This is a genomic window from Rothia similimucilaginosa (genome assembly GCF_029850985.2).
Classification (GTDB): domain Bacteria; phylum Actinomycetota; class Actinomycetes; order Actinomycetales; family Micrococcaceae; genus Rothia.
In genome coordinates this window covers 1,194,317-1,214,438 of record NZ_CM138149.1, presented here as the reverse complement: position 1 = coordinate 1,214,438, position 20,122 = coordinate 1,194,317, and the positions used below count along the sequence as shown (strand labels likewise).

The window sequence follows — 20,122 nt, the reverse complement described above, 5'->3', positions numbered from 1 at the left end:
TGTGCCACAATAGATAGGTACTGATCAGAGGAGGACACATGCAGGAAGAAACTCGCGCCAACCGATACCTTGTGCCGCGCGGCGATGAGCCCTATGAGAGCCTCCTCGAAATTAAGCGTAGCGAATTTATTGGTCACATCAAGCGGGTGAGCACCGTTGAGGAGGCGCGCGCCTACATTGAGTCAGTGCGGAAGACCTACCACGACGCCCGCCACGTGTGTTCGGCGTTTATTATTGGTGCTGACCGCGATATTCAGCGTTCTTCCGATGACGGTGAGCCCGCCGGTACCGCCGGTGTGCCGATGATGCAGGCGCTACTGGCGCGTCAGACCCGCGAGGATGGCACTACCGACCTGTCGGATGTGGTTGCGGTGGTCGTGCGCTATTTCGGTGGCATTAAGCTCGGTGCCGGTGGTCTGGTGCGTGCCTACACTGATTCTGTGGTGCAGACCCTGGATGGCGCATTATTCGATTCGCGTGAGCGTCTGCGCGTGGGTAAGGTGCCCAGTTCGCATGCGGATGCTGGCCGCCTGGAGAACGAGATCCGTGCCGCCGGTCTGAATGTGCTGGGTACCGAGTACAGCGCGGAGGGCGCCATGATTTCCCTGGGCGTGTTTGACCGCCCGGAGGAGCTGGCGCGTGCCGAGGAACTGGTGGTGAGCTTGAGTTCCGGCGCGGCTAGCGTGACCTGGGGCGATACGCAGTGGGTGGATTTGCCGGTCTAGGTTACTGGCCCCTAGATTTCCGTTCCCAGATTTCCTCCTAGATTTCCGGGCTAAAGCGTTTGCGGAAAGCTCTCAAAATCTAAAAGATAGCTCAACCTTAGTTAATGGTTACTCTAACCCTAGTATTTGCCTGTTTTTGTTGCTAGGGTAGAAGGAGTGCCAAAAGGCTTATCCAATATCTGAGGTCGTGAAAACGTGACGCAGTCGGGAACCTACCGAGAACAAGCAGGCAAAAACTCATCAGAGCAGTCCGCGGGTAGCCGCGGCGGCACCGCAACCCTCAACCGTCAGGGCGCGCGCCTCCCCACGAGGGGCACCGTCGAGCAGCTTGAACCCGCCACCGTCGCCCAGCTGCTCAACGCCTACCACCAGCAGAACCTCGGCACCCTGTTGGGTGTGCTCACGCAGCGTCCGGCAGAATTTGCCCGCCAGCTTGGCAGGCTCTGCCGCGTCTTCCCTGAACATGTTCAGGCTATCGCCCAGGCGTTCGGCATCGTGGGCCGTGCCCTGCCCATTGACGAGCTGGTGCGCCTGCACAACCGCTACTCTAACGCCGCTCGCGGAGTTGGCGAACACCTCAGCCTGGATAACTCCGGTGTGGCGCACCTGGTTCAGAGCCCCGCACTGAGCCGTGAAGGTGCGGGCCACCTGCTCATGGCGATTGAACTATGCCTTGCCGGCAGGATGCGCGGGCTCACCATCGCTATGCCCTCCACCGAGGCATTCACCCCGGCTGAGCAAGCGCCGAGCCTCGGGTCCTGCAATCCCGCCCTGGACGGTGCGCTCAATGCTTTTGAACCGGCAGGCTGGGAGCCATTCCCCCTGAACGGCAGCGAAGTTCTGCTTGCGACCGGTGTGCGCGATGTACCCGACGGCTACGAACTGTCCCTCTGGCTGCTCGATGACGACTATCGGTGCCGCGCCCGCATTGAGCGAGGTACCCCGCAGGTGTGCGTAGCAAGCTTCTACGATGAAGAAGTCATCACCCGAACCGTGGAAGAAACTGGGTCGGGTGAAGCCGGTCTGGTTGAGAACTACCGCGTGGAGGAATACGCGGAACTGGACTTCCTGAACGCCATGGACCGGCAGGTACGCTACGTGGCGGTCACCGCTGCCGTGGGGGAGCCGCTGCTGTCTGTGCTGAACGAGAAGAGTGCGGCGCCGAATAGTATTCCCGCCCCTGCCGCTTTTGCGAACGGTGCAGGCGCCTCCCGGTTTGAGGGCAGCGCTCGTCCGGATATTCGCACTGCCGCTGTGGTCGGTAAGGGCCTGCGCACCGTCAATCACCGCGGCATGCTGCCGGTATTGGGTGTGCCGAACCGCACCGTGTGCGCTGTGATTGATCTGTATAAGCAGCGCATCTGCGTGCCGGGTGTGGGTATTCCGCGCGGACTGAGCGTGGAGGATGAAGAGCGCACCATGCAGCTGATTTTGAGCGCCCTGAATGGGTACCTTCCACTGACGAACCGGGCGCTGATGAGCCTCGCCGGAGCGACTGTGGAGGTGCACTAACGCTGTGGCACCCCCACCGCTGCAAACCAATAAAATACCGCCCGGAATCATGCTGTGAGCGCTGTTCCTAAAAGCACCGTTATCGTGCGGGAGAATGCTTCCGCTCGGTTCCTGCCCGGTAGCGCATATGAACTAGTCGAATACCCCTTATCTTTTGCGCTACCTCTTTTATGAACTTGGGCACTTTCATGGTGATGGCTTGTTACCTGTCGTGTCTGGACTATTGCGCCAGTAGAAAAGGGCGACCAATCCGAGGGCACATCGGGCGGCTTTCCCCTAGGATGGATACATGAGTTACGCACCTGAAATTAACCGTGTTGTTGCCCCCTTTGAAGTAGTCAGCCCCTTCCAGCCTGCCGGTGATCAGCCGAAGGCTATCGCCGAGCTCACCGAGCGTGTGCAGAACGGTGAGAAGGACATTGTGCTGATGGGCGCTACCGGTACCGGTAAGTCCGCGACCGCAGCCTGGCTGATTGAGGCAGTGCAGCGTCCGACTCTGGTGCTCGTACAGAATAAAACTCTGGCGGCGCAGCTGGCGAATGAGCTGCGCGAGCTGCTGCCAAATAATGCGGTGGAGTATTTCGTCTCGTACTACGACTACTACCAGCCTGAGGCGTACGTGCCGCAGACCGATACGTTCATTGAGAAGGACTCCTCCATCAATGAGGAGGTGGAGCGTCTGCGCCACTCGGCGACGAATTCCCTGCTGACTCGCCGTGACGTGGTGGTGGTTGCGACCGTGTCCTGCATTTATGGTCTGGGTACGCCCGAGGAGTACATTGAGCAGATGGTGACTCTGCGTCGCGGTGAGGAGATTGACCGCGATGAGCTGCTGCGTCAGTTCGTGGCGATGCAGTACGCGCGTAACGACATGGACTTTCACCGCGGCACGTTCCGTGTGCGCGGCGATACCGTCGAAATCATCCCCATGTACGAGGAGAACGCAATCCGCATTGAGTTCTTCGGTGATGAGATTGAGGCGATTTACACCCTGCACCCGCTGACCGGCGAGGTAATTCGCGAGGAAGAAGAAATGTATGTCTTCCCCGCAAGCCACTACGTCGCCGGTGCTGAGCGTATGGCGAAGGCTATTACCTCCATTGAGGATGAGCTGCGCGAGCGCCTGCAGACCCTCGAATCCCAGGGCAAGCTGCTGGAGGCGCAGCGTCTGCGCATGCGCACCACCTACGACCTGGAAATGATGGAGCAGATGGGCTTCTGCAATGGCATTGAGAACTACTCGCGCCATATTGACGGTCGTGCCCCCGGCAGCGCCCCGAACTGTCTGTTGGATTATTTCCCGGATGATTTCCTACTAATTATTGACGAATCGCACGTGACGGTCCCGCAGATCGGTGCCATGTATGAGGGTGATATGTCCCGTAAGCGCACGCTGGTGGAGCACGGTTTCCGTCTGCCGTCGGCGATGGATAACCGCCCGCTGAAATGGGAGGAGTTCCTGGAGCGCATCGGTCAGACGATTTACCTTTCGGCAACCCCCGGCAAGTATGAGCTGTCGCAGGCTGATGGTTATGTGGAGCAGATTATTCGGCCGACGGGCCTGATTGACCCGGAGATTGTGGTTAAGCCGACCAAGGGGCAGATTGATGATTTGCTTGAGGAGATTCGCGTGCGCGTTGAACGTGATGAGCGTGTGCTGGTTACGACCCTCACCAAGCGCATGGCAGAGGATTTGACGGAGTACCTACTGCAGCACGGCGTGAAGGTGCAGTATCTGCATTCTGACGTTGATACGTTGCGCCGTGTGGAGCTTCTGCGTGAGCTGCGCCTGGGTACCTTTGATGTGCTGGTTGGTATTAACCTGCTGCGTGAGGGTCTGGACCTGCCTGAGGTGTCTCTGGTTGCGATTCTGGATGCCGATAAGGAAGGCTTCCTGCGTTCGACCACGTCGCTGATTCAGACCATTGGTCGTGCGGCGCGTAATGTGTCCGGTCAGGTGCACATGTACGCCGATAAGATGACGGATTCGATGCGCGTGGCGATTGATGAGACGAACCGCCGCCGCGAAATTCAGCAGTCGTACAACCGTGAGCACGGTATTGACCCGCAGCCTCTGCGGAAGAAGATTGCCGATATTACGGATGTTCTCGCCCGCGAGGAAGAGGATACCCGCGAGCTTCTGCAGTTGCGGAAGAGCGGTAAGAAGGGTGCCCGGACGGTGAGTGCGGGTGTGAAGACCGGTTCTGCGACCTCGTCGAAGATTGCCACGAGCACCCCGGAGTCGGAGGAGCTTCTCGCCCGTGCGGAGGCGCGTGTTCGTGCCGACGGCCTGGCGGCGGCACCTGCCGAAGATCTGCTGGATTTGATTGAGCAGATGAGCGAGCAGATGCGCGTGGCGGCAGAGAACCTGCAGTTTGAGTTGGCGGCACGTCTGCGTGATGAGCTTGCCGATTTGAAGAAGGAGTTGCGCCTGATGAAGGAGGCAGGCCACGCCTAAACCCGGTGTTCTAAGCCCGGTGTTTAGGGTCCCGACTTGGGTTTTTCGCCATGAGGTAACTTATCGTTCATGAACTTCCACTGGGTGCAGATACATGATGTAGACTATCAAGGTATTTTACGTGTCAAATAACACCTTGATGTTTCTGAACGACGAAGAAAAATCTGCGACTACTGTGAATCAATCTCCAGACGCACACACTACGGGAGCTCGTTTTGTTACCCGCCGCAACCTCACCCGCGGCGCACTCTGGGCTGTGCCCGCTATTGCTGACTCCACGGCGGTGCCCGTATTCGCTGTTTCGGCTGATGATTGCAAGGCGGTTCAGGGGCCAGACTTTACCCATGGTGAAATCATTGACCGTCAGATCTTCACCACTGACCCGACCGGTAAGGCGGCCGTCATGACCCGCAACGGCAAGACTCAGACCGTTCGGGGTCAGGTCATTCCGTTTGCATCGAGCATGAATGATCAAGCGACGGACATCTCTGCGCGTTTTGCGCTGTGTGGCGATAAGCTCATGGAAGGCATGTACCAGTTTGAGGTGGTTATTACCGTCCCGATGATTCATGAGAACGGCACAGTGGATACCAACAAGCAGGTAAACCCGATTGCTTTCACCCCGCCGACCTTCAACATGGTCTCCTCATAGAATGAAATATAGAAGTAGCCTTCCCCGTAATAGTTCACGGGGAGGGTTACTTTGATATGGGGTTGCTGTACGGTATTGAGCTGTGCGGTGCCTCTCTACACTGCGTTTTTATATACTATGCCGCTCTATGCTGTACTTTTTACGTTGCGCCTTTTACACGTCGCCGTTCTCTAGTGCGGTGGCGTCGTAGCGCTCGCGGGCTTCGAGTACCGCCTGCATATTGTCCTGCGCCCAGTGGCGCAGGGCGGACATCGGCTCAATGAGGGTCATACCGAGCGCGGTCAGTTCGTAGTCCACGCGCGGCGGAATGGATGCGGTGACCCGACGTTCTACCAGGCCGTCACGTTCCATGGAGCGCAGGGTCTGGGTGAGGACCTTGGGGGAGACACCCTGAATACTTACCTTGAGTTCGCCGAAGCGGGCGACGGGCTGTTCGGAGAGCACCGCAACAATGAGCGGGGTCCACCGGTCGGTGAGGTGGCGCATCACGGTGCGGGAGGGGCAGGCGCTGGTGAGAATATTGGCGCGCAGGTCGTCCTGCTGGGTGCAGGTGCTTACTGCAGTTTCGTGTGTGGGGGAGGTGAGCGGGGTGGTCATAGCTGCTGTCTTTTCAATCTGCCAAGGGGCTGTTTTAGGGGTGGAGAGGGGGCGAAAAATATTTTTAAATATTTTCTACGCATCTCCAATAGTTACCTTGAGGTACCTGGTTTCTAATAGATACTATAAAACCATTACGCGGAACACCGCAAGAAAAACTACAGAAGACCTACCCGAAAAGAACCCCTCATGAACATCGCAATCATCGGCGCAACCGGCATGGTCGGCGCACGCACCGCAGCAGAAGCAATCTCCCGCGGCCACCAGGTCGATGCATACACCCGCTCCGGCAAGGCACCCGAAGGCACCACCGCCCACAGCATCGACCTTACAGATACCGCGGCACTGGTCGACATCGTCAACAACCACGACGTCACCATCGTCGCCGTTCCGGGCGGTCGCGGCACCTCCGCGCAGCCGGTCATCGACGCACACCGTGCGCTAATCGCGGCAGCACCTACCGGTCGACTGCTGGTCGTCGGTGGTGCTGGCTCCCTTGAGGACGGCAACGGCAACCGTTTCGTTGATAGCGAAGGCTTCCCGGAAGAGTACAAGCCCGAGGCGAAGGCGTTCGCGCAGATTCTCGACGATTACCGCGCATCCGAGGGTCTGAACTGGACCATGCTCTCCCCGGCGTTTGAAATCGCACCGGGTGAGCGCACCGGCAAGTACAACACCACACTGGACACCCCCGCAGGCGAGTTCGTTAGCGCCGAGGATTTTGCTGTCGCCCTGATTGATGAGGTAGAAGAGCCTAAGCACGCGGGCCGCCGCTTCACCGTTGCCAACTAGTAACAGCGCCAACTCATAGCGTCGCCAGCTAGACCCCCAACTAGGCAGTGCTTATTCATCACCCGAAACGCCGCATCCGTCAGGTCACCCCTGCCGGATGCGGCGTTTCGGTACATCTCGCTCCTGAAAGTTCTCCCGGAGGGGCTCCTGCGTAAAAACCCCAACCTGCTGTATAATCGTTCACCGAGCAAGGGAGTATCCCACCAATCGACTCATCGTCAGCACGTTAGCCGAAGGCGTCTAACCGGTGAATCGAGCCGACCTCCATTCAGGTCGGCGGGAGAGACTTGTGGTCCTGTACGCACACCACAAGAAAGGCTCCCCATGGAAGTTACCGGGTTGCAATGGTTGGTTACTATTCTCATCATCGCGGGTCTATTGGCCTTCGACTTCGTGTTCCACGTCCGTAAGGCGCACGAACCCACCGTCAAGGAAGCGGCCATCTGGTCGAGTATTTACATCAGCATCGCGCTGCTGTTTGGTCTGTACATTTTCGTGACGAACGGCCCCTCCGCAGCTACCGAATTCTACGCAGGCTACATCACCGAAGAAGCTCTCTCGGTCGATAACCTCTTCGTCTTCATGATCATTATGGGCACCTTCCGTGTCACCCGTGAGAATCAGCAGAAGGTCCTGCTCTTCGGTATCGTCTTTGCGATCCTGGCGCGTGGCTCCTTCATCTTTGCCGGCGCAGCAATCATCAACTCCTTCGCCTGGGTGTTTTACATCTTCGGCCTGATCCTGCTCATGACCGCAGGTAACCTGCTCAAGGATGAAATCACCGACGGCGACGGTGACGACGAAGCAGACAACATTATGGTCCGCCTCGCCAAGAAGTACCTGAAGACCAGCGACCACTTCGACGGCGACAAGCTCTTCACCATCGAAAACGGCAAGCGTGTCATGACCCCCATGATGCTCGTCATGGTCGCTATCGCCGGTTCCGACCTGCTCTTCGCACTCGACTCGATCCCCGCGATCTTCGGCCTCACCCAGTCGGTCTACATTGTGTTTACTGCGACCGCATTCTCACTTATGGGTCTGCGCCAGCTGTACTTCCTTATTGACGGTCTGCTGGACCGCCTCATCTACCTCTCCTACGGCCTGGCGACCATCCTCGCGTTCATTGGTGCGAAGCTCATCCTGCACGCAATGCACGAGAACAACCTGCCGTTCATTAACCACGGCGAGCCCGTGCACGTGGTCGAAATCAGCACCGAAATGTCGCTGATGGTCATTGTGGGCGTTCTAATCATTACCGTGCTTGCTTCGCTGCTCAGTCCCAAGGGCCGCGCACTGCAGACCATCCAGCGTGTTCAGGCGCTCTCCGAGAAGTACCTGGCACTGCCCGAGGACGCACCCGCCGCCGAGCGTGCAGACATCACCGTCCGCTGGCAACAGGAAACCGAGAAGCTCAACGCCATTCCCGCCAAGCTGCGTGAAGAGCTGATCGAGAAGGAAGACGAATACCACACCCTCGTGATGCGTGCCCGCACCGCACAGGATGCGCACTCTTCCTCCAAGTAGTTACTGAGCCTGTAGCCTCACCAGGCTAAGCGCTCACACGAAAGCCCCTCACACCGGATTAACCGGGGTGAGGGGCTTTCGCTATCTTGAAAGTTTTACTGGTTGTGCACCTCAGCCAGCATGTTCTTCAGGTGACCCAGAATGGTCAGAGAGTCAGAACCGAAACCGTCGTGGTGGTGGGTCTTCGAGGTCCACACCTGAGTGTTACCGACCCAGCGAGCGGTCTCCATGGAGTGCTCAAAGTCCACGTACACGTCCGGGTTGTACGCCGCAGCCACTACGGGAACCTCGTTCTTATGCAGCTGTGCGTGGTCGTACAGGCGACCCCAGTCCTTCTTCTCAGCCAGCAGGTTAGCAACCTCAGCCAGCGGACGCAGCGAGGGATCCTCCTCGTAGTACCAGGGGAAGATGTGCTCGCCGGTGAAGAGCAGACGATCTGCATCCGGTGCGAACTCGGGGCGGGAAGCCGCCACGCGAGCAGCAGACCAGTTGGTCGGTGCGGGGGAGGGGGACAGCTCGTAGCCGGGAATGCCGGGCAGAACGCCGTCAGCGGGGCCGTCAGCGTAAATGGTCTCGTGCATCAGGGCGTACAGCGGGTTCGCCTGGAAGGTTACCTCGGCACCCATAGCGGTCAGGAACTGATCGGAGAGGTGGTCGTTACCCTCGGCGAAAGCGGTCTCCAGGAAGTAGTGCAGACCGCGCTCACGCCAGCGGCCACCCAGGAAGTGGCCAGCCATCTGGAAGCGGTGATCGGTCAGACGCTCACCGGTGGGCAGGTACTCCTTGTGGGTGCGTAGGTGCTCAGCGATGCGGGTGGCGAGCTCAGCATCCTCGGGGAACCAGCTGTAGTACTCCTCAACACGTTCCTTCATTCGGTCGAAGGTGTGCTGGTAGACGTTATCCACCGAGGTACGAATCGGTGCCAGACCCGCAGTGATGCGGCAGTCACGCAGCGACTGAGGTGCGAACGACAGGTAGGACAGAGTCAGGAAGCCACCGAAAGACTGACCAATGGTGGACCAGCGCTTGTCTGCACGGTTAGCGAGCAGCACCTCGCGGACAGCCTCAGCGTCAGCAATGATGGAATCCGCCCGGAACAGCTCCGTGTACTCAGCCTGAACCTGCGGGTCACCCACAGCGGTGATGTTGCGAGCAGACAGCGGGGAAGACATGCCGGTACCGCGCTGATCCAGAAGAATCACGCGGTGAGTCTTCGCCAGCTCAGCAATCCAGCCGCCAATGGAGCCGGTCTTCGGCGAACCGAAACCGGGGCCGCCCTGCAGGTACACAATGTAAGGACGCTTATCAGCCGAAACGGTCAGAGTCTCGTTGGTGCTCACGACCTCGCGGGCGAACACGGTGATGGTCTGGTCCGCGAAACGGGAGGAGAGAGCGGCATCCTTGCCCTTGGAAAAAATCAGACCGTGGGTCAGGGGAACCTGGAACCAGTGGTCGGTAATCTCGTAGCCGTCGTGCTTGACGACCGAACCCTTGCGGTACTCAACCTTGGGAAGCGAAGAAACGGTCAACGGTGAACCTTCTTTCATTCAAATAGATAGATACTCTGTATTCTAGCCCACTACGGGCAACATCGTGGCTGAGCCTCGGACGGAGTTTCATTCGGAGTCTTAGAACTCGCCCACGCTCAGAATCTTCAATACCGGGTACCCAGCCTCATCGGAGGCAACCAAATCAACCTCGGCACGAATACCGAAGTCAAAGTTGTCTTCGGGATCGGCGAAGCTCTGCTGAACCTTCCACACGCCCGGATGCGCGGCGGTGTCCTCATCCATGCTGACCAGGCGAGGCGAGCGCGCATCGGCGTCCGTGTAGATGTCGTCGTAGACGTCGAAGTAGTCGTCCATAGCGTCCGCCCAGCGGTCGGCATCCCAGCCGCACCACTCGTCCAGGGCGCCCAGGGCGCGGTCACGCTCCTCAGCGAAGAGCTCCACTCTGCGGAACAGGGCATTGCGCACCATCACACGGAAGGCGCGCAGGTTCTTCGTCACGGCGGGAGGCTCTTCCTCCTCGATGGAGGCGTGCTCGGCGGCAATGGTGGCGGTGTCTTCGCCGGCAGCTAGCTTCTCCCACTCATCCACCAGGGAGGAGTCGGTCTGGCGCACGAGCTCGCCGAGCCACGCGATAATGTCGTCGAGCTCGTCGGTTACGGCAGAATCAGGGATGGTGTGGCGTAGCGCCTTGTACGCGTCAGAGAGGTAGCGCAGAAACACGCCCTCGGCACGTTCCAGCGAGTAGTACTGCACGAAGTCATTGAAGCCCATCGCGCGTTCGTACATGTCACGCACAATCGATTTGGGCCGCGGCTCAAAACGAGCCACCCACGGTGCGGACTGCTTGTAGGTCGTGTACGCCTGCTCAATGAGCTCCGCCAGAGGCTGCGGGTAGGTGACCTTGTCCAGCTCGTTCATGCGTTCGGTGTAGTCCACACCGTCCGCCTTCAGCTGTGCCGACAGCTCGTTCTTTGCCTTGCGTTCCTGCGCGTACAGCACCTGGTTCGGCGATTCCAGGGTCGCCTCGATGAGGGAGAGCGCGTCCAGCGCGTAGCTGGGGGATTCGGGGTCGAGCAGTTCCAGTGCGGCGACCGCAAAAGCGGACAGCGGCTGGTTCAGGGCAAAGTTATCCTGCAAATCCTCGGTCAGGCGCAGGTAGGAGCCGTGCTCGTCCGGGGTGTTGGTTCGCTCAATCACGCCGCCGGTCAGCAGCTCCTTGTAGATACCGATTGCCTTGCGCAGCAGCTCGCGGCGGCGCGCAGGGCTCTCGTGGTTCTGCTGGATGATGCGGTACGCGGCAACGACCGGGTTCTCCGGGCGGTGCATCAGGTTCAGCAGCATCGAGTGGGTGATGTCGAAGGAAGAGGTTAGCGGCTCCGGGGCGGCTTCTACCAGCTGGTCAAAAGTCTTCTCGGACCAGCCAACGAAGCCTTCCGGTGCCTTCTTACGCTTGGAGGACAGTGACTGGTTAATGCGCTTAGTGTCGTCACCGAACTTCGCCTGAGCCTTAGCCAGCAGGCGAGCATTCTCAATATCGTGCTCGGGTGCCTGAACCACCACGGTGCCGGCGGTATCAAAACCGGCGCGGCCGGCGCGTCCAGCAATCTGGTGGAACTCGCGGGCGCGCAGACGACGGCTGCGGGCACCATCAAACTTCGACAGCGCCGTAATCAGCACGGTACGGATGGGAACGTTAATACCCACACCCAGGGTGTCGGTACCGCAAATCACCTTGAGCAGGCCCTCCTGAGCCAGTTGCTCCACCAGGCGGCGGTACTTGGGTAGCATACCCGCGTGGTGAATACCGATACCGGCACGCACCAGCTTATTCAGTGCCTTACCAAAGCCCGGACCGAAACGGAACTTCGCAATCAGCTCCGCGATGCGTTCCTTATCTTCCTTCGAGGCAATAGCCACCGACAGCAGCGCATTCGCCTGCTCCAGCGCCGCCTTCTGCGAGAAATGCACAATATAGACCGGAGTCTGCTTGGTCTGCACGAGCTCCTGCACCGTCTCCTGAACCGGGGTGGTGGAGTAGTAGAAATGCAACGGAATAGGACGCTCAGAATGCGCCACCAGGTCACTCTCACGACCGGTCAGCGCCGTCATCTCCTCCTGGAAGCGAGTCGTATCGCCCAGGGTCGCGCTCATCAGCAGGAACTGCGCCTGCGGAAGCTCCAGCAGGGGAAGCTGCCACGCCCAGCCGCGCTGCGGGTCAGAGTAGAAATGGAACTCGTCCATAATGACCTGGCAGAGGTCCGCATCCTTACCCTCGCGCAGGGCAATATTGGCGAGAATCTCCGCGGTGCAGCAGATAATGGGCGCCTCCGTATTAATGGCGGAGTCGCCGGTAATCATGCCCACGTTCTCGGCACCAAAAATATTGATCAGATCAAAGAACTTCTCAGACACCAGCGCCTTAATGGGGGCGGTATAGTAGGAGCGCTGACCGGTTGCCAGGCCCGTAAAATGCGCGGCAACAGCCACAGTGGACTTACCCGAACCGGTCGGGGTTGCCAGCACCACGTTATGTCCGGCGGCAATGCTCAGAACAGCCTCGTCCTGGGCGGTGTACAGGGTCATGCCCCGGGTCGAAATCCACTCGGTGAAGGATTCATAGATTTCTTCGGCGGTGAGGGGGTTGCTCTTAAAATCGCGTCGATTGTAGTCGCCGGGATTCTCACCCAGCGTGGGAGAAAGAAAATTCAAAATACTCATGAGGATTCCAGTCTATCGGGAATAGCGCGGGTGCGGGGGCGTTATCGTTACGAGGGAACAAACGGGTACTCGCGGAGTGTTTGCGGGGTGTTCGCTGCATCTTTGCAGGGTGGTTGCGGTTCCTTTGCGGAGCGTTCCGGAGGTGCGGTGCCGCGCTAAAGCGGGAATTCCCAAAATTCGTGTAGTGTAGAACAAAGCACTAAAAGTGCAGTGGTGCAAAAACTTGGTGCTTAGAAGGTCGAAAACACAGACCTCCATGTCGTATAAATTGCCACCTAGGTTCAAGTCCTCCGATTGACGCCGGCTCATACCGTGCGGTTGATACACGCCCCAAAATACGTTGCATAAATAACGACACACCCCACCTAATACACTCTTAGTGTTGCGTGCCACATTGATAAAGGAATAGGGTAAGAGAAAGGAGAAACGTTGAATGACTGAATGCAATGATGACAAGGCACAAGAAAACGTTGCGCGTGAAGAATCTACGCATGAAGAATCCATGCATAACAAAACTACGCAGGAAAAAGCCGCTCAGAAAAAATCTGCACAGGAAATAACCGGCAGCGAACTGCGCAAGGCCGAAGAGGAAGCCCTCAAAAAGCGCCTCGCCCTGCGTGTCACTGCGCCCGGACACAAATACCCCTGGCACCGCTGGGCAATCCCCATCGTGGGTGAAGCTACCGCAGGTATCGGCGCAATCCTGATTCCCGTCATGGTAGGTCAATTCATCAACCAGTACATCGCAGGAAAAGCCACCGACGCCTGGCCCATGTTCTGGGTAGTTGTCGCATCCATCACCTTCATCGTGATTAACGAGTTCTTCGGCTGGGGTACCTCCATGACCCTCAGTGCAGAACTCGGCCGCGATTGGCGCATCTACATCAACCGGCTCATGGGCAAAACCCGAGCCAGCGTAGACTCCGGCGAAGCGGTCACGGTCATGAACAAAGATGTACGCCGCATTACGGACGTCTACTTCTCACTGCCGCTATTCGTTAACGCCATGATCATCGCGACCCTCGGTGCCGTGCAGCTCTGGCTCATCAACCCCGTCACTGCGGTCGTCACCCTTATCGGCACGCTCATTGTGGTCGTCGTCATCGCCTGGTACTCGACCTTCCTCGAATCCAAGATTGGCGAATACCGCGAAAAGGACGGCGAAGCCTCCTCACGCGCCTCCGACATCGCCACCGGTCTGCGCACCATCGCCGGCCTCGGCGCCGAAGAACAGATACGTGAACGCTACCACCGCGGCACCGCCGAAGTCTTCGACAGCTACATGCGCTACGAAAAGACGCACCGCTGGATGTACCTCATCCGCGCACTGCTCGGCGGTGCCGTCACCCTGCTCGGCATCGGCTTCGCCCTCACCGGCCACGTCGAAAACGGCCGCTGGGTCTCCGACACGCCCGCTGCGTCCCTGGTGACCGTCGCCTCCATTATCGCGATGATGGGCGGCCCCATCTGGATTACCCAGAACTTCCTCACCGCATGGCGATACGCCAAGATTGCGCTCGCCAAGGTCGCCCGCCTCGAAGGTCACGCGGGCGTACGCCAGGGCGTGCTGAAGAGCCCGCGCACCGATGAAGAAATGGCGCAGCTGGCACGCGCCGTACAGGCAGTCGAGGCGAGCACCTTTGAGGTGTCCGTACCCGTCGCTCCCACCGGCGCTAGCAACCCGCGCATCGTGTACGTCAACCCGCGCGACTACAACCTCACCGCGCAAGACTACGCCGAGGCGCTTGCCCGCACCCTGCGACGTGGGGGAGAGGACCTCAAGGACGCTACCGGCCGCCGCGTGCTGCTGAGCGAGCCGAACCCCATGATTTTCGCCGGAACCCTGCAGGAGCACCTGCGCCTGGGCACCGTGCCGAACCCCGACGAGGAGCTGGCACAGGCAAAGGACCAGGAGCTGCTGAAGATTACCGACTCCCGCGAAATCGCCTACCGACTGGGCGGACGCAACCCCGAAGACTACTTCGCCGCCCGCATCACCAGTGAAGGCGCGAACCTCTCCGGTGGTCAGCGTCAGCGTCTGGCACTCGCCCGTGCGCTCGCACAGGATGCGCAGGTGCTCATCCTGACTGAGCCGCTGAACTCCGTGGACGAACCCAGCCAGCGCTACATCTACGATGCGATGGAAACCCAAATCGGTAGCGACCGCCTGCCCGTCGGTTATCCCGGCCTGCTACAGGATTTGGAGCAGGTCTACGTTGTCTCCACGACCGCGGAGACGACCCGCCGCATGGAACGCGACGGCTACCCGGAAACCACTCAGAATCAGGAGGTGAACTAGCATGGCAAAGCAGCTCCCCATCGAAACCCCCGCTTATGTGGCACGCCGCATGTGGAACTACCTCGCAGTGCATAAGGGGCGGGCCCTCTACACCTTCGTCATCTACATGGTCAGCACCCTCATGGGTGCGGTGGTGCCCCTGCAGATTGGTGCCACTGTGGACGACGTGGTGGCGGGCAAGTTCTCCAGCTACCCGTGGCAGCCGATTCTGATTATCCTGGCGGCGTTCATCGTGCAGGCGATAACCCTCATGGTCTCCTCGTACAGTGCGGCCCGACTAGGTGCACTCGTCACCCGTGACGCCAACCAGGACACCCTCGACGGCACCCTCGATCTGGACGCACGCACCGTGGAAGAAGCCGGTAGCGGCGACCTGCTCACCCGCGTGACCGACGACCTGTCCTCGGCAGCAAACGCTGTCAGCACAGACCTTCTCGGTGCAATCTACGTGATTCTGTACTTCCTGGTTTCCACGATCTCTCTGGCGTTTGTGAGCCCAGCAATGGGCCTGATCATGCTGCCCATGATTGCCGGTCTGGCGCTCATTATGTCGAAGATGCTACCGCTCATGGCGGCACGCAACCAGGCCACCCAGGAGCGCGTGAGCGACCTCAACAGCGTGCTGACCGAGAATATTCGCGGCACATCCACGATCCGTGAGCTGGGCGTTCACACCGCCCGCGAGGACGCCTTCGCCGGCGAGAACAAGCGCCAGTTCGCCGCGCAGCTGGGCATGGTGCGCATCCGCCAGCTGTACTTCACCGTGGACGCTATCAACGCTTGGATCCCCACGGTTCTGTGCATGCTCTGGGGCGCCGCCTGCGTGGCTCTCGGCTGGGCAAGCTGGGGTGCCGTAGCGACCGCCTCGGTCATGGTTTTCAGCCTGCGAACCCTCGCCGACATGCTGAACCACCACGTTAGCAACCTGCGCATCATGCTCGTGAACATGGGCCGCGTGTTCGGCGTGGTCTCCTTGGCGAAGAAGCAGCGTGAGGAGCGTGCACAGCACCGCGCCGAAGCGTTCGCCGCCGTGTCTGATGAAGCCGTGAAGAACCCGGAGTATGCCGTTGACTGCTCCCACGTCTCGTACGGCTACTCGCCGGACGCTCTCGTTCTGGAAGGCATCAACCTGAAGATTCGCCGCGGCGAAGCGCTCGCCTTGGTGGGTCGATCCGGCTCGGGCAAGACCACCCTGGCTCGTCTGATTGGTGGTTCGCTGACCGCCTTGGACGGCACCATTAACGTGATGGGTCGCCCGGTGGGTCACGGCGACTTCCCGACCGATGCCGCCACCGACGGCCGCCCGCGTCTGCTGGTCTGCACCCAGGAAGCACACGTCTTCTTCGGTACTCTCGCCGATAACTTTACGGTGGTCGTGCCGGATGCAACCGTCGAGCAGATGCGCGAGGTACTGGACGCTATCGGTGCCCGCTGGTGGCGCGACCTGCCGCAGGGCATGGACACCGTCGTCAGCGGCGCGGATTCGCCTCTGACCCGCGACCAGATTCAACAGCTGGCACTGGCACGTATCGTGCTTGCTGACCCGCACGCCGTGATTCTGGATGAGTCCACCACCCAGCTGGAGCTCGCGGACGCAACTGAGTCCCTGAGTGCCGTGCTGGCGAACCGTGCGGTGCTAATCATTTCGCACGATGCGCGTATCGCCTCACTGGCTGACCGTGCGGTCCTGTTGCACGAGGGCAGGATCATTGCGGAGGGCTCCCCGGCAGAGATTTTCGCCCTGACCTAAGCCCGGCAGGTATGCCCGTCTGATAGCGCCCGGTACTGTCTAAAGCGGTACCGGGCACTGTCTTTTAATGGGCGAGTTCTGGGTGGGGTGTGTGCTGAAACCTGCGCTGGAAAAACTGAGCTGGAGTGGTGGTGCAGTACCGCAATGCTTAAACGAAAATTTCGGAGAGAATCACTTGTCACCCACAAAACTTTCAGCTAGTGAGAATCATTGTGATAACCTGGCAGAGCGATATGGGGTGCCTTGACGCCATGCCCCTTCACCAGCACAAAGTCTTCTGATAGGTGCACCCGGTGAAGTACATGCTTCTCAAGGCTGAGAGAATCACCCATTGAACCTGCTCTAGTTCGAACTAGCGAAGGGATTATCGATAATGGCAGAGCAGCCTACCGTGCGCACCAGCACACCCGCCACGAACACCGCCGTTGGAACCCTCAACGTGCCGAGGGTCCTCTCCATCGCGGGAACCGACCCCTCCGGCGGTGCAGGCATTCAGGCGGACCTCAAGTCCATTACCGCTTCCGGCGGTTACGGCATGTGCGTGACCACCTCACTGGTCGCCCAGAACACCTGCGGAGTGCGCGAAGTATTCACCCCGCCCCTGGAATTTTTGACCGCGCAGCTTGCCGCTGTTTTTGATGACGTCACCGTTGACGCCGTGAAAATCGGCATGCTCGGGGACGCAGATACGATTCGCACAGTCCGCACCTGGCTGAGTGAGCACCCCGTGCCCGTGGTCGTGCTCGACCCGGTCATGATTGCTTCTAGCGGTGACCGCCTGTTGCAGGCGGAAGCGGAGCAAGCGCTGCGCGACCTCGTGCCGCTCGTAGATGTGATTACCCCGAACGTTCCGGAGCTTGCCGTGCTCTGTCAGAAAGAGCCCGCCCAGACGTTTGATGAGGCTCATGAGCAGGCGGCGAACCTTGCGGCGGATACCGGAACCACCGTGATTGTGAAGGGTGGCCACCTGCACGGTGAGGACGCCGGTAACACCGCGGTCTTCCCGGATGGCACCTGTGCGCATGTGCGTACCCCGCGCCTGGAAAGCCGCAATACGCACGGCACCGGATGCTCCCTGTCCTCCTCGCTGGCAACCCGCCTGGGCGTGGAACTGCTACAGCATACCGAAGCCGCAGAGCACGCTGCAGACCAGCAGCTGACCAGCGAAGACACCCACCGCGCCCTGCAGTGGAGCACCCGCTGGCTCCACGAATCCATCGCCGCAGGTGCCGGATTGCAGGTTGGCTCCGGTGAGGGCCACGGCCCGGTGGATCACGCCGCTCGTGCCCGCCGTCTGGAGGCTGCCGCTTCCTCGTACCCGTGGCATCACCTGCTCGCCACCACCGACTCTGAGGGCAATACTCTTGACGGCACCAGCCCGGAGCGTCTGCTGCCGGTCAGCCCTGTGCCCGCTGGTAAAGCCGTCGTAAAGCCCGCCGGTCCGTGGACCGCCGCCCTCTGGGCAGCCGGTGGCGAAACCTGGCACCAGATTCTGGACCTGCCCTTCGTGCGTGCCCTCGGTGAAGGCACCCTCGACGAGGACCTGTTCGCCTTCTACCTGGACCAGGACGCCCTCTACCTGCGTGATTATTCGCGTGCGCTCGCGACTCTCTCGGCGCGTGCTGATACCGCTGCGGCGCAGGTGCACTGGGCAGCCGGTGCGCACGAGGCGATTGCTGCCGAATCGCAGCTGCACGAGGGCTGGTTGGCGAACCGTGCGCGTCTCGGTGGCGCCTCGCCGATTACGATGGGGTACACGAATTTCCTGCGTGCCTCTGCTGCCGGTGATGATTACGTGGTCGGTGCCGCGGCGATTCTGCCCTGCTACTGGCTGTACGAAGAGGTGGGCGCTGTGCTCTCCTCACAGAATCACGCGGACCACCCGTACGCGGAGTGGTTGAGCATGTACGGTGGTGAGGATTTTGCCGCGGATGTGGCCCGTAGCCTCGCGGAGGTAGAGCGTGCGTTTGAGGCGGCTTCACCGGCTCAGCGTGTGCGTGCGGCGCGGGCGTACCTGTCGGCGTGCGTGTACGAGCGTGAGTTCTTTGATCAGGCGCACCGAGCATTGCGTTAGTTTGCCGGGCGCTGCGCTAGGGTAGCACCGGAGCCAGCTCGTAGGTGCTTTAGGTACCGATGCTTTTAGGTGCCGGTTTTTTGGCTGAATACTGCCTCAGCATGGTGCGAGATGGGTGATTGATGCTTCACTCAGACTGCCGCCGGTTCGGCGGTTGTGCCGGTTATGCTTAAGGCGTCGGTGAAAACCGTTTACGGTAGGATTCCGGCCCTCACCCAACTGGCTGATGTACCTGCCGCGCCCGCACCTCTACGGTGTGTAGCCGACCTAGGAAAGTTTGGCCCGCCGCAACCACCTCATCCAACCCCCGCGGCGGGCCAAACGCCTTCCTTCCCGGGTTTTCTTCTCGGGCTCCGTTTGAAAGCGTTTCGCGTATAAATCCCGCATAGAAATATCCCGTGCAGATACTCTCACCTGCACGGGATATTTCTATGTTTCTCACCGCTGCGAATCTGCCGCTGCGGCTTGCAATTCGGGGGAGAAGCGCCTACTTGCTCTCACCCTTGAGCGCACCCATGAGCGGGCCAATCACGTCCATGGGCAGCGGGAATACCACGGTCGAGTTCTGGTCGGCACCCAGCTCCAGCAGGGTCTGCAGGTAACGCAGCTGCAGGGAGGCGGGGGACTGGCTCAGAATGTCGGATGCTTCCTTCAGCTCGCTCGAAGCCTCCAGCTCACCGCGGGCCGAAATGATCTTTGCGCGGCGCTCACGCTCAGCCTCAGCCTCACGAGCCATGGCGCGCTGCATAGCCTCAGGAATCTCAACGTCCTTAATCTCGACGAGCTCCACCTGAATACCCCACGGCTCGGTACGCGAACCAATGATGGAACGCAGATCCTCGTTCAGGTCCTCGCGGTGCGCGAGCAAGGTGTCTAGGTCAACGCGACCAAGCAGGGAACGCAGAGTGGTCTGCGCAATCTGGCTGGTGGCAATCGGGTAGTTCTCAACCTCAAGCACAGCATTCTTAGCGTTAGTCACGCGGAAGAGGACCACGGCGTTCACGCGGGCAGGGACGTTGTCCTTGGTGATGACTTCCTGCGGGGGAATGGTCAGGGTGATAACACGCATGTCAACGCGTTGCAGAGAATCAACAAAGGGGAAGACGACGTTCAGGCCGGGCTTCAGCTCTGAGCGCAGGTGGCCGAAGCGGAAGGAGATGCCACGCTCGTATTCGGGGATGACGCGGAACATACGAATCAGAATAAAAAGAACAATAACGGCAACTGGGATGAGGATAGTTGCCAAAGTGACGGGATCCATGGTTTTCCTTCACAAGTATTGGGGGAGGATGGTATGTGTGCCTACCTGCCCGCGCCCCGTACGGTGCAGGTAGTAGGGGATGCCCGGTATCGGACATATGGAGGAGTTTGGGAAGGGGAATTTTCCGTCCCGGCGTACGTCGCGGCGGGTCGGCGCTTTAGCGGCACCCTGCGTGGAAAATGCAAAAGAGAAATGAAAGAGAAATCCACACAGGGTAGCCACCGAAGCTAACAGACGGACCCAACC

Annotated in this window: 13 protein-coding genes; 9 read left to right on the top strand and 4 right to left on the bottom strand. The window is 59.7% G+C overall.

The features are described from left to right. The first annotated feature begins 38 nt into the window (after positions 1-38). From QFX07_RS05065 to QFX07_RS05050, 4 genes are all read left to right on the top strand, one after another. Positions 39-725 carry an IMPACT family protein gene (locus QFX07_RS05065; protein ID WP_279755039.1) on the top strand — a complete coding sequence of 229 codons (687 nt, stop codon included), beginning with the start codon at positions 39-41 and terminating at the stop codon, positions 723-725. 195 nt (positions 726-920) lie between these two features. Beyond that, complete coding sequence (locus QFX07_RS05060) at positions 921-2,237, top strand: 2-oxoglutarate dehydrogenase (RefSeq protein ID WP_279755038.1); 1,317 nt, start codon at positions 921-923, stop codon at positions 2,235-2,237. Positions 2,238-2,526: 289 nt separating this feature from the next. Continuing rightward, positions 2,527-4,695, top strand: a complete 2,169-nt coding sequence (uvrB, locus tag QFX07_RS05055; protein WP_279755037.1) for an excinuclease ABC subunit UvrB — start codon at positions 2,527-2,529, stop codon at positions 4,693-4,695. Between the two features lie 121 nt (positions 4,696-4,816). Next, positions 4,817-5,347 carry a hypothetical protein gene (locus QFX07_RS05050; protein ID WP_279755036.1) on the top strand — a complete coding sequence of 177 codons (531 nt, stop codon included), beginning with the start codon at positions 4,817-4,819 and terminating at the stop codon, positions 5,345-5,347. Positions 5,348-5,500: 153 nt separating this feature from the next. Here the strand turns inward: QFX07_RS05050 and QFX07_RS05045 are convergent, their stop codons facing one another. Then, entirely contained in the window at positions 5,501-5,944 is a 444-nt protein-coding gene (locus QFX07_RS05045) for a winged helix-turn-helix transcriptional regulator (protein ID WP_459741154.1), read from the bottom strand. Positions 5,945-6,133: 189 nt separating this feature from the next. Here QFX07_RS05045 and QFX07_RS05040 point away from each other — a divergent pair, with 189 nt between their 5' ends. Further along, positions 6,134-6,736, top strand: a complete 603-nt coding sequence (locus QFX07_RS05040; RefSeq protein WP_279755035.1) for an NAD(P)-dependent oxidoreductase — start codon at positions 6,134-6,136, stop codon at positions 6,734-6,736. A 324-nt stretch (positions 6,737-7,060) separates the two neighbouring features. Continuing rightward, on the top strand, positions 7,061-8,263 hold the full coding sequence (locus QFX07_RS05035; protein ID WP_279755034.1) for a TerC family protein: 1,203 nt from the start codon (positions 7,061-7,063) through the stop codon (positions 8,261-8,263). A 95-nt stretch (positions 8,264-8,358) separates the two neighbouring features. Here the strand turns inward: QFX07_RS05035 and QFX07_RS05030 are convergent, their stop codons facing one another. Then, positions 8,359-9,810, bottom strand: coding sequence for an alpha/beta fold hydrolase (locus QFX07_RS05030; RefSeq protein WP_371567824.1), 1,452 nt, complete (start codon positions 9,808-9,810; stop codon positions 8,359-8,361). 81 nt (positions 9,811-9,891) lie between these two features. Next, positions 9,892-12,492 carry a DEAD/DEAH box helicase gene (locus tag QFX07_RS05025; RefSeq protein WP_279740707.1) on the bottom strand — a complete coding sequence of 867 codons (2,601 nt, stop codon included), beginning with the start codon at positions 12,490-12,492 and terminating at the stop codon, positions 9,892-9,894. A gap of 433 nt (positions 12,493-12,925) precedes the next feature. Between QFX07_RS05025 and QFX07_RS05020 the strand changes: the two genes are divergently transcribed. From QFX07_RS05020 to QFX07_RS05010, 3 genes are all read left to right on the top strand, one after another. Then, the gene (locus tag QFX07_RS05020) at positions 12,926-14,791 is read left to right on the top strand and encodes an ABC transporter ATP-binding protein (protein ID WP_279740709.1); all 1,866 of its coding nucleotides are present in this window, start codon (positions 12,926-12,928) and stop codon (positions 14,789-14,791) included. Between the two features lies 1 nt (position 14,792). Continuing rightward, a complete protein-coding gene (locus QFX07_RS05015; RefSeq protein ID WP_279740710.1) occupies positions 14,793-16,541 on the top strand; it encodes an ABC transporter ATP-binding protein in 1,749 nt (582 codons plus the stop codon). A 373-nt stretch (positions 16,542-16,914) separates the two neighbouring features. After that, positions 16,915-18,615 (top strand): bifunctional hydroxymethylpyrimidine kinase/phosphomethylpyrimidine kinase, encoded by a 1,701-nt coding sequence (locus QFX07_RS05010; RefSeq protein ID WP_279740712.1) that lies wholly within the window; start codon positions 16,915-16,917, stop codon positions 18,613-18,615. 487 nt (positions 18,616-19,102) lie between these two features. Here QFX07_RS05010 and QFX07_RS05005 read toward each other — a convergent pair whose 3' ends face one another. Further along, positions 19,103-19,876, bottom strand: coding sequence for a slipin family protein (locus tag QFX07_RS05005; RefSeq protein WP_279740714.1), 774 nt, complete (start codon positions 19,874-19,876; stop codon positions 19,103-19,105). Between the last annotated feature and the right edge of the window lie 246 nt (positions 19,877-20,122).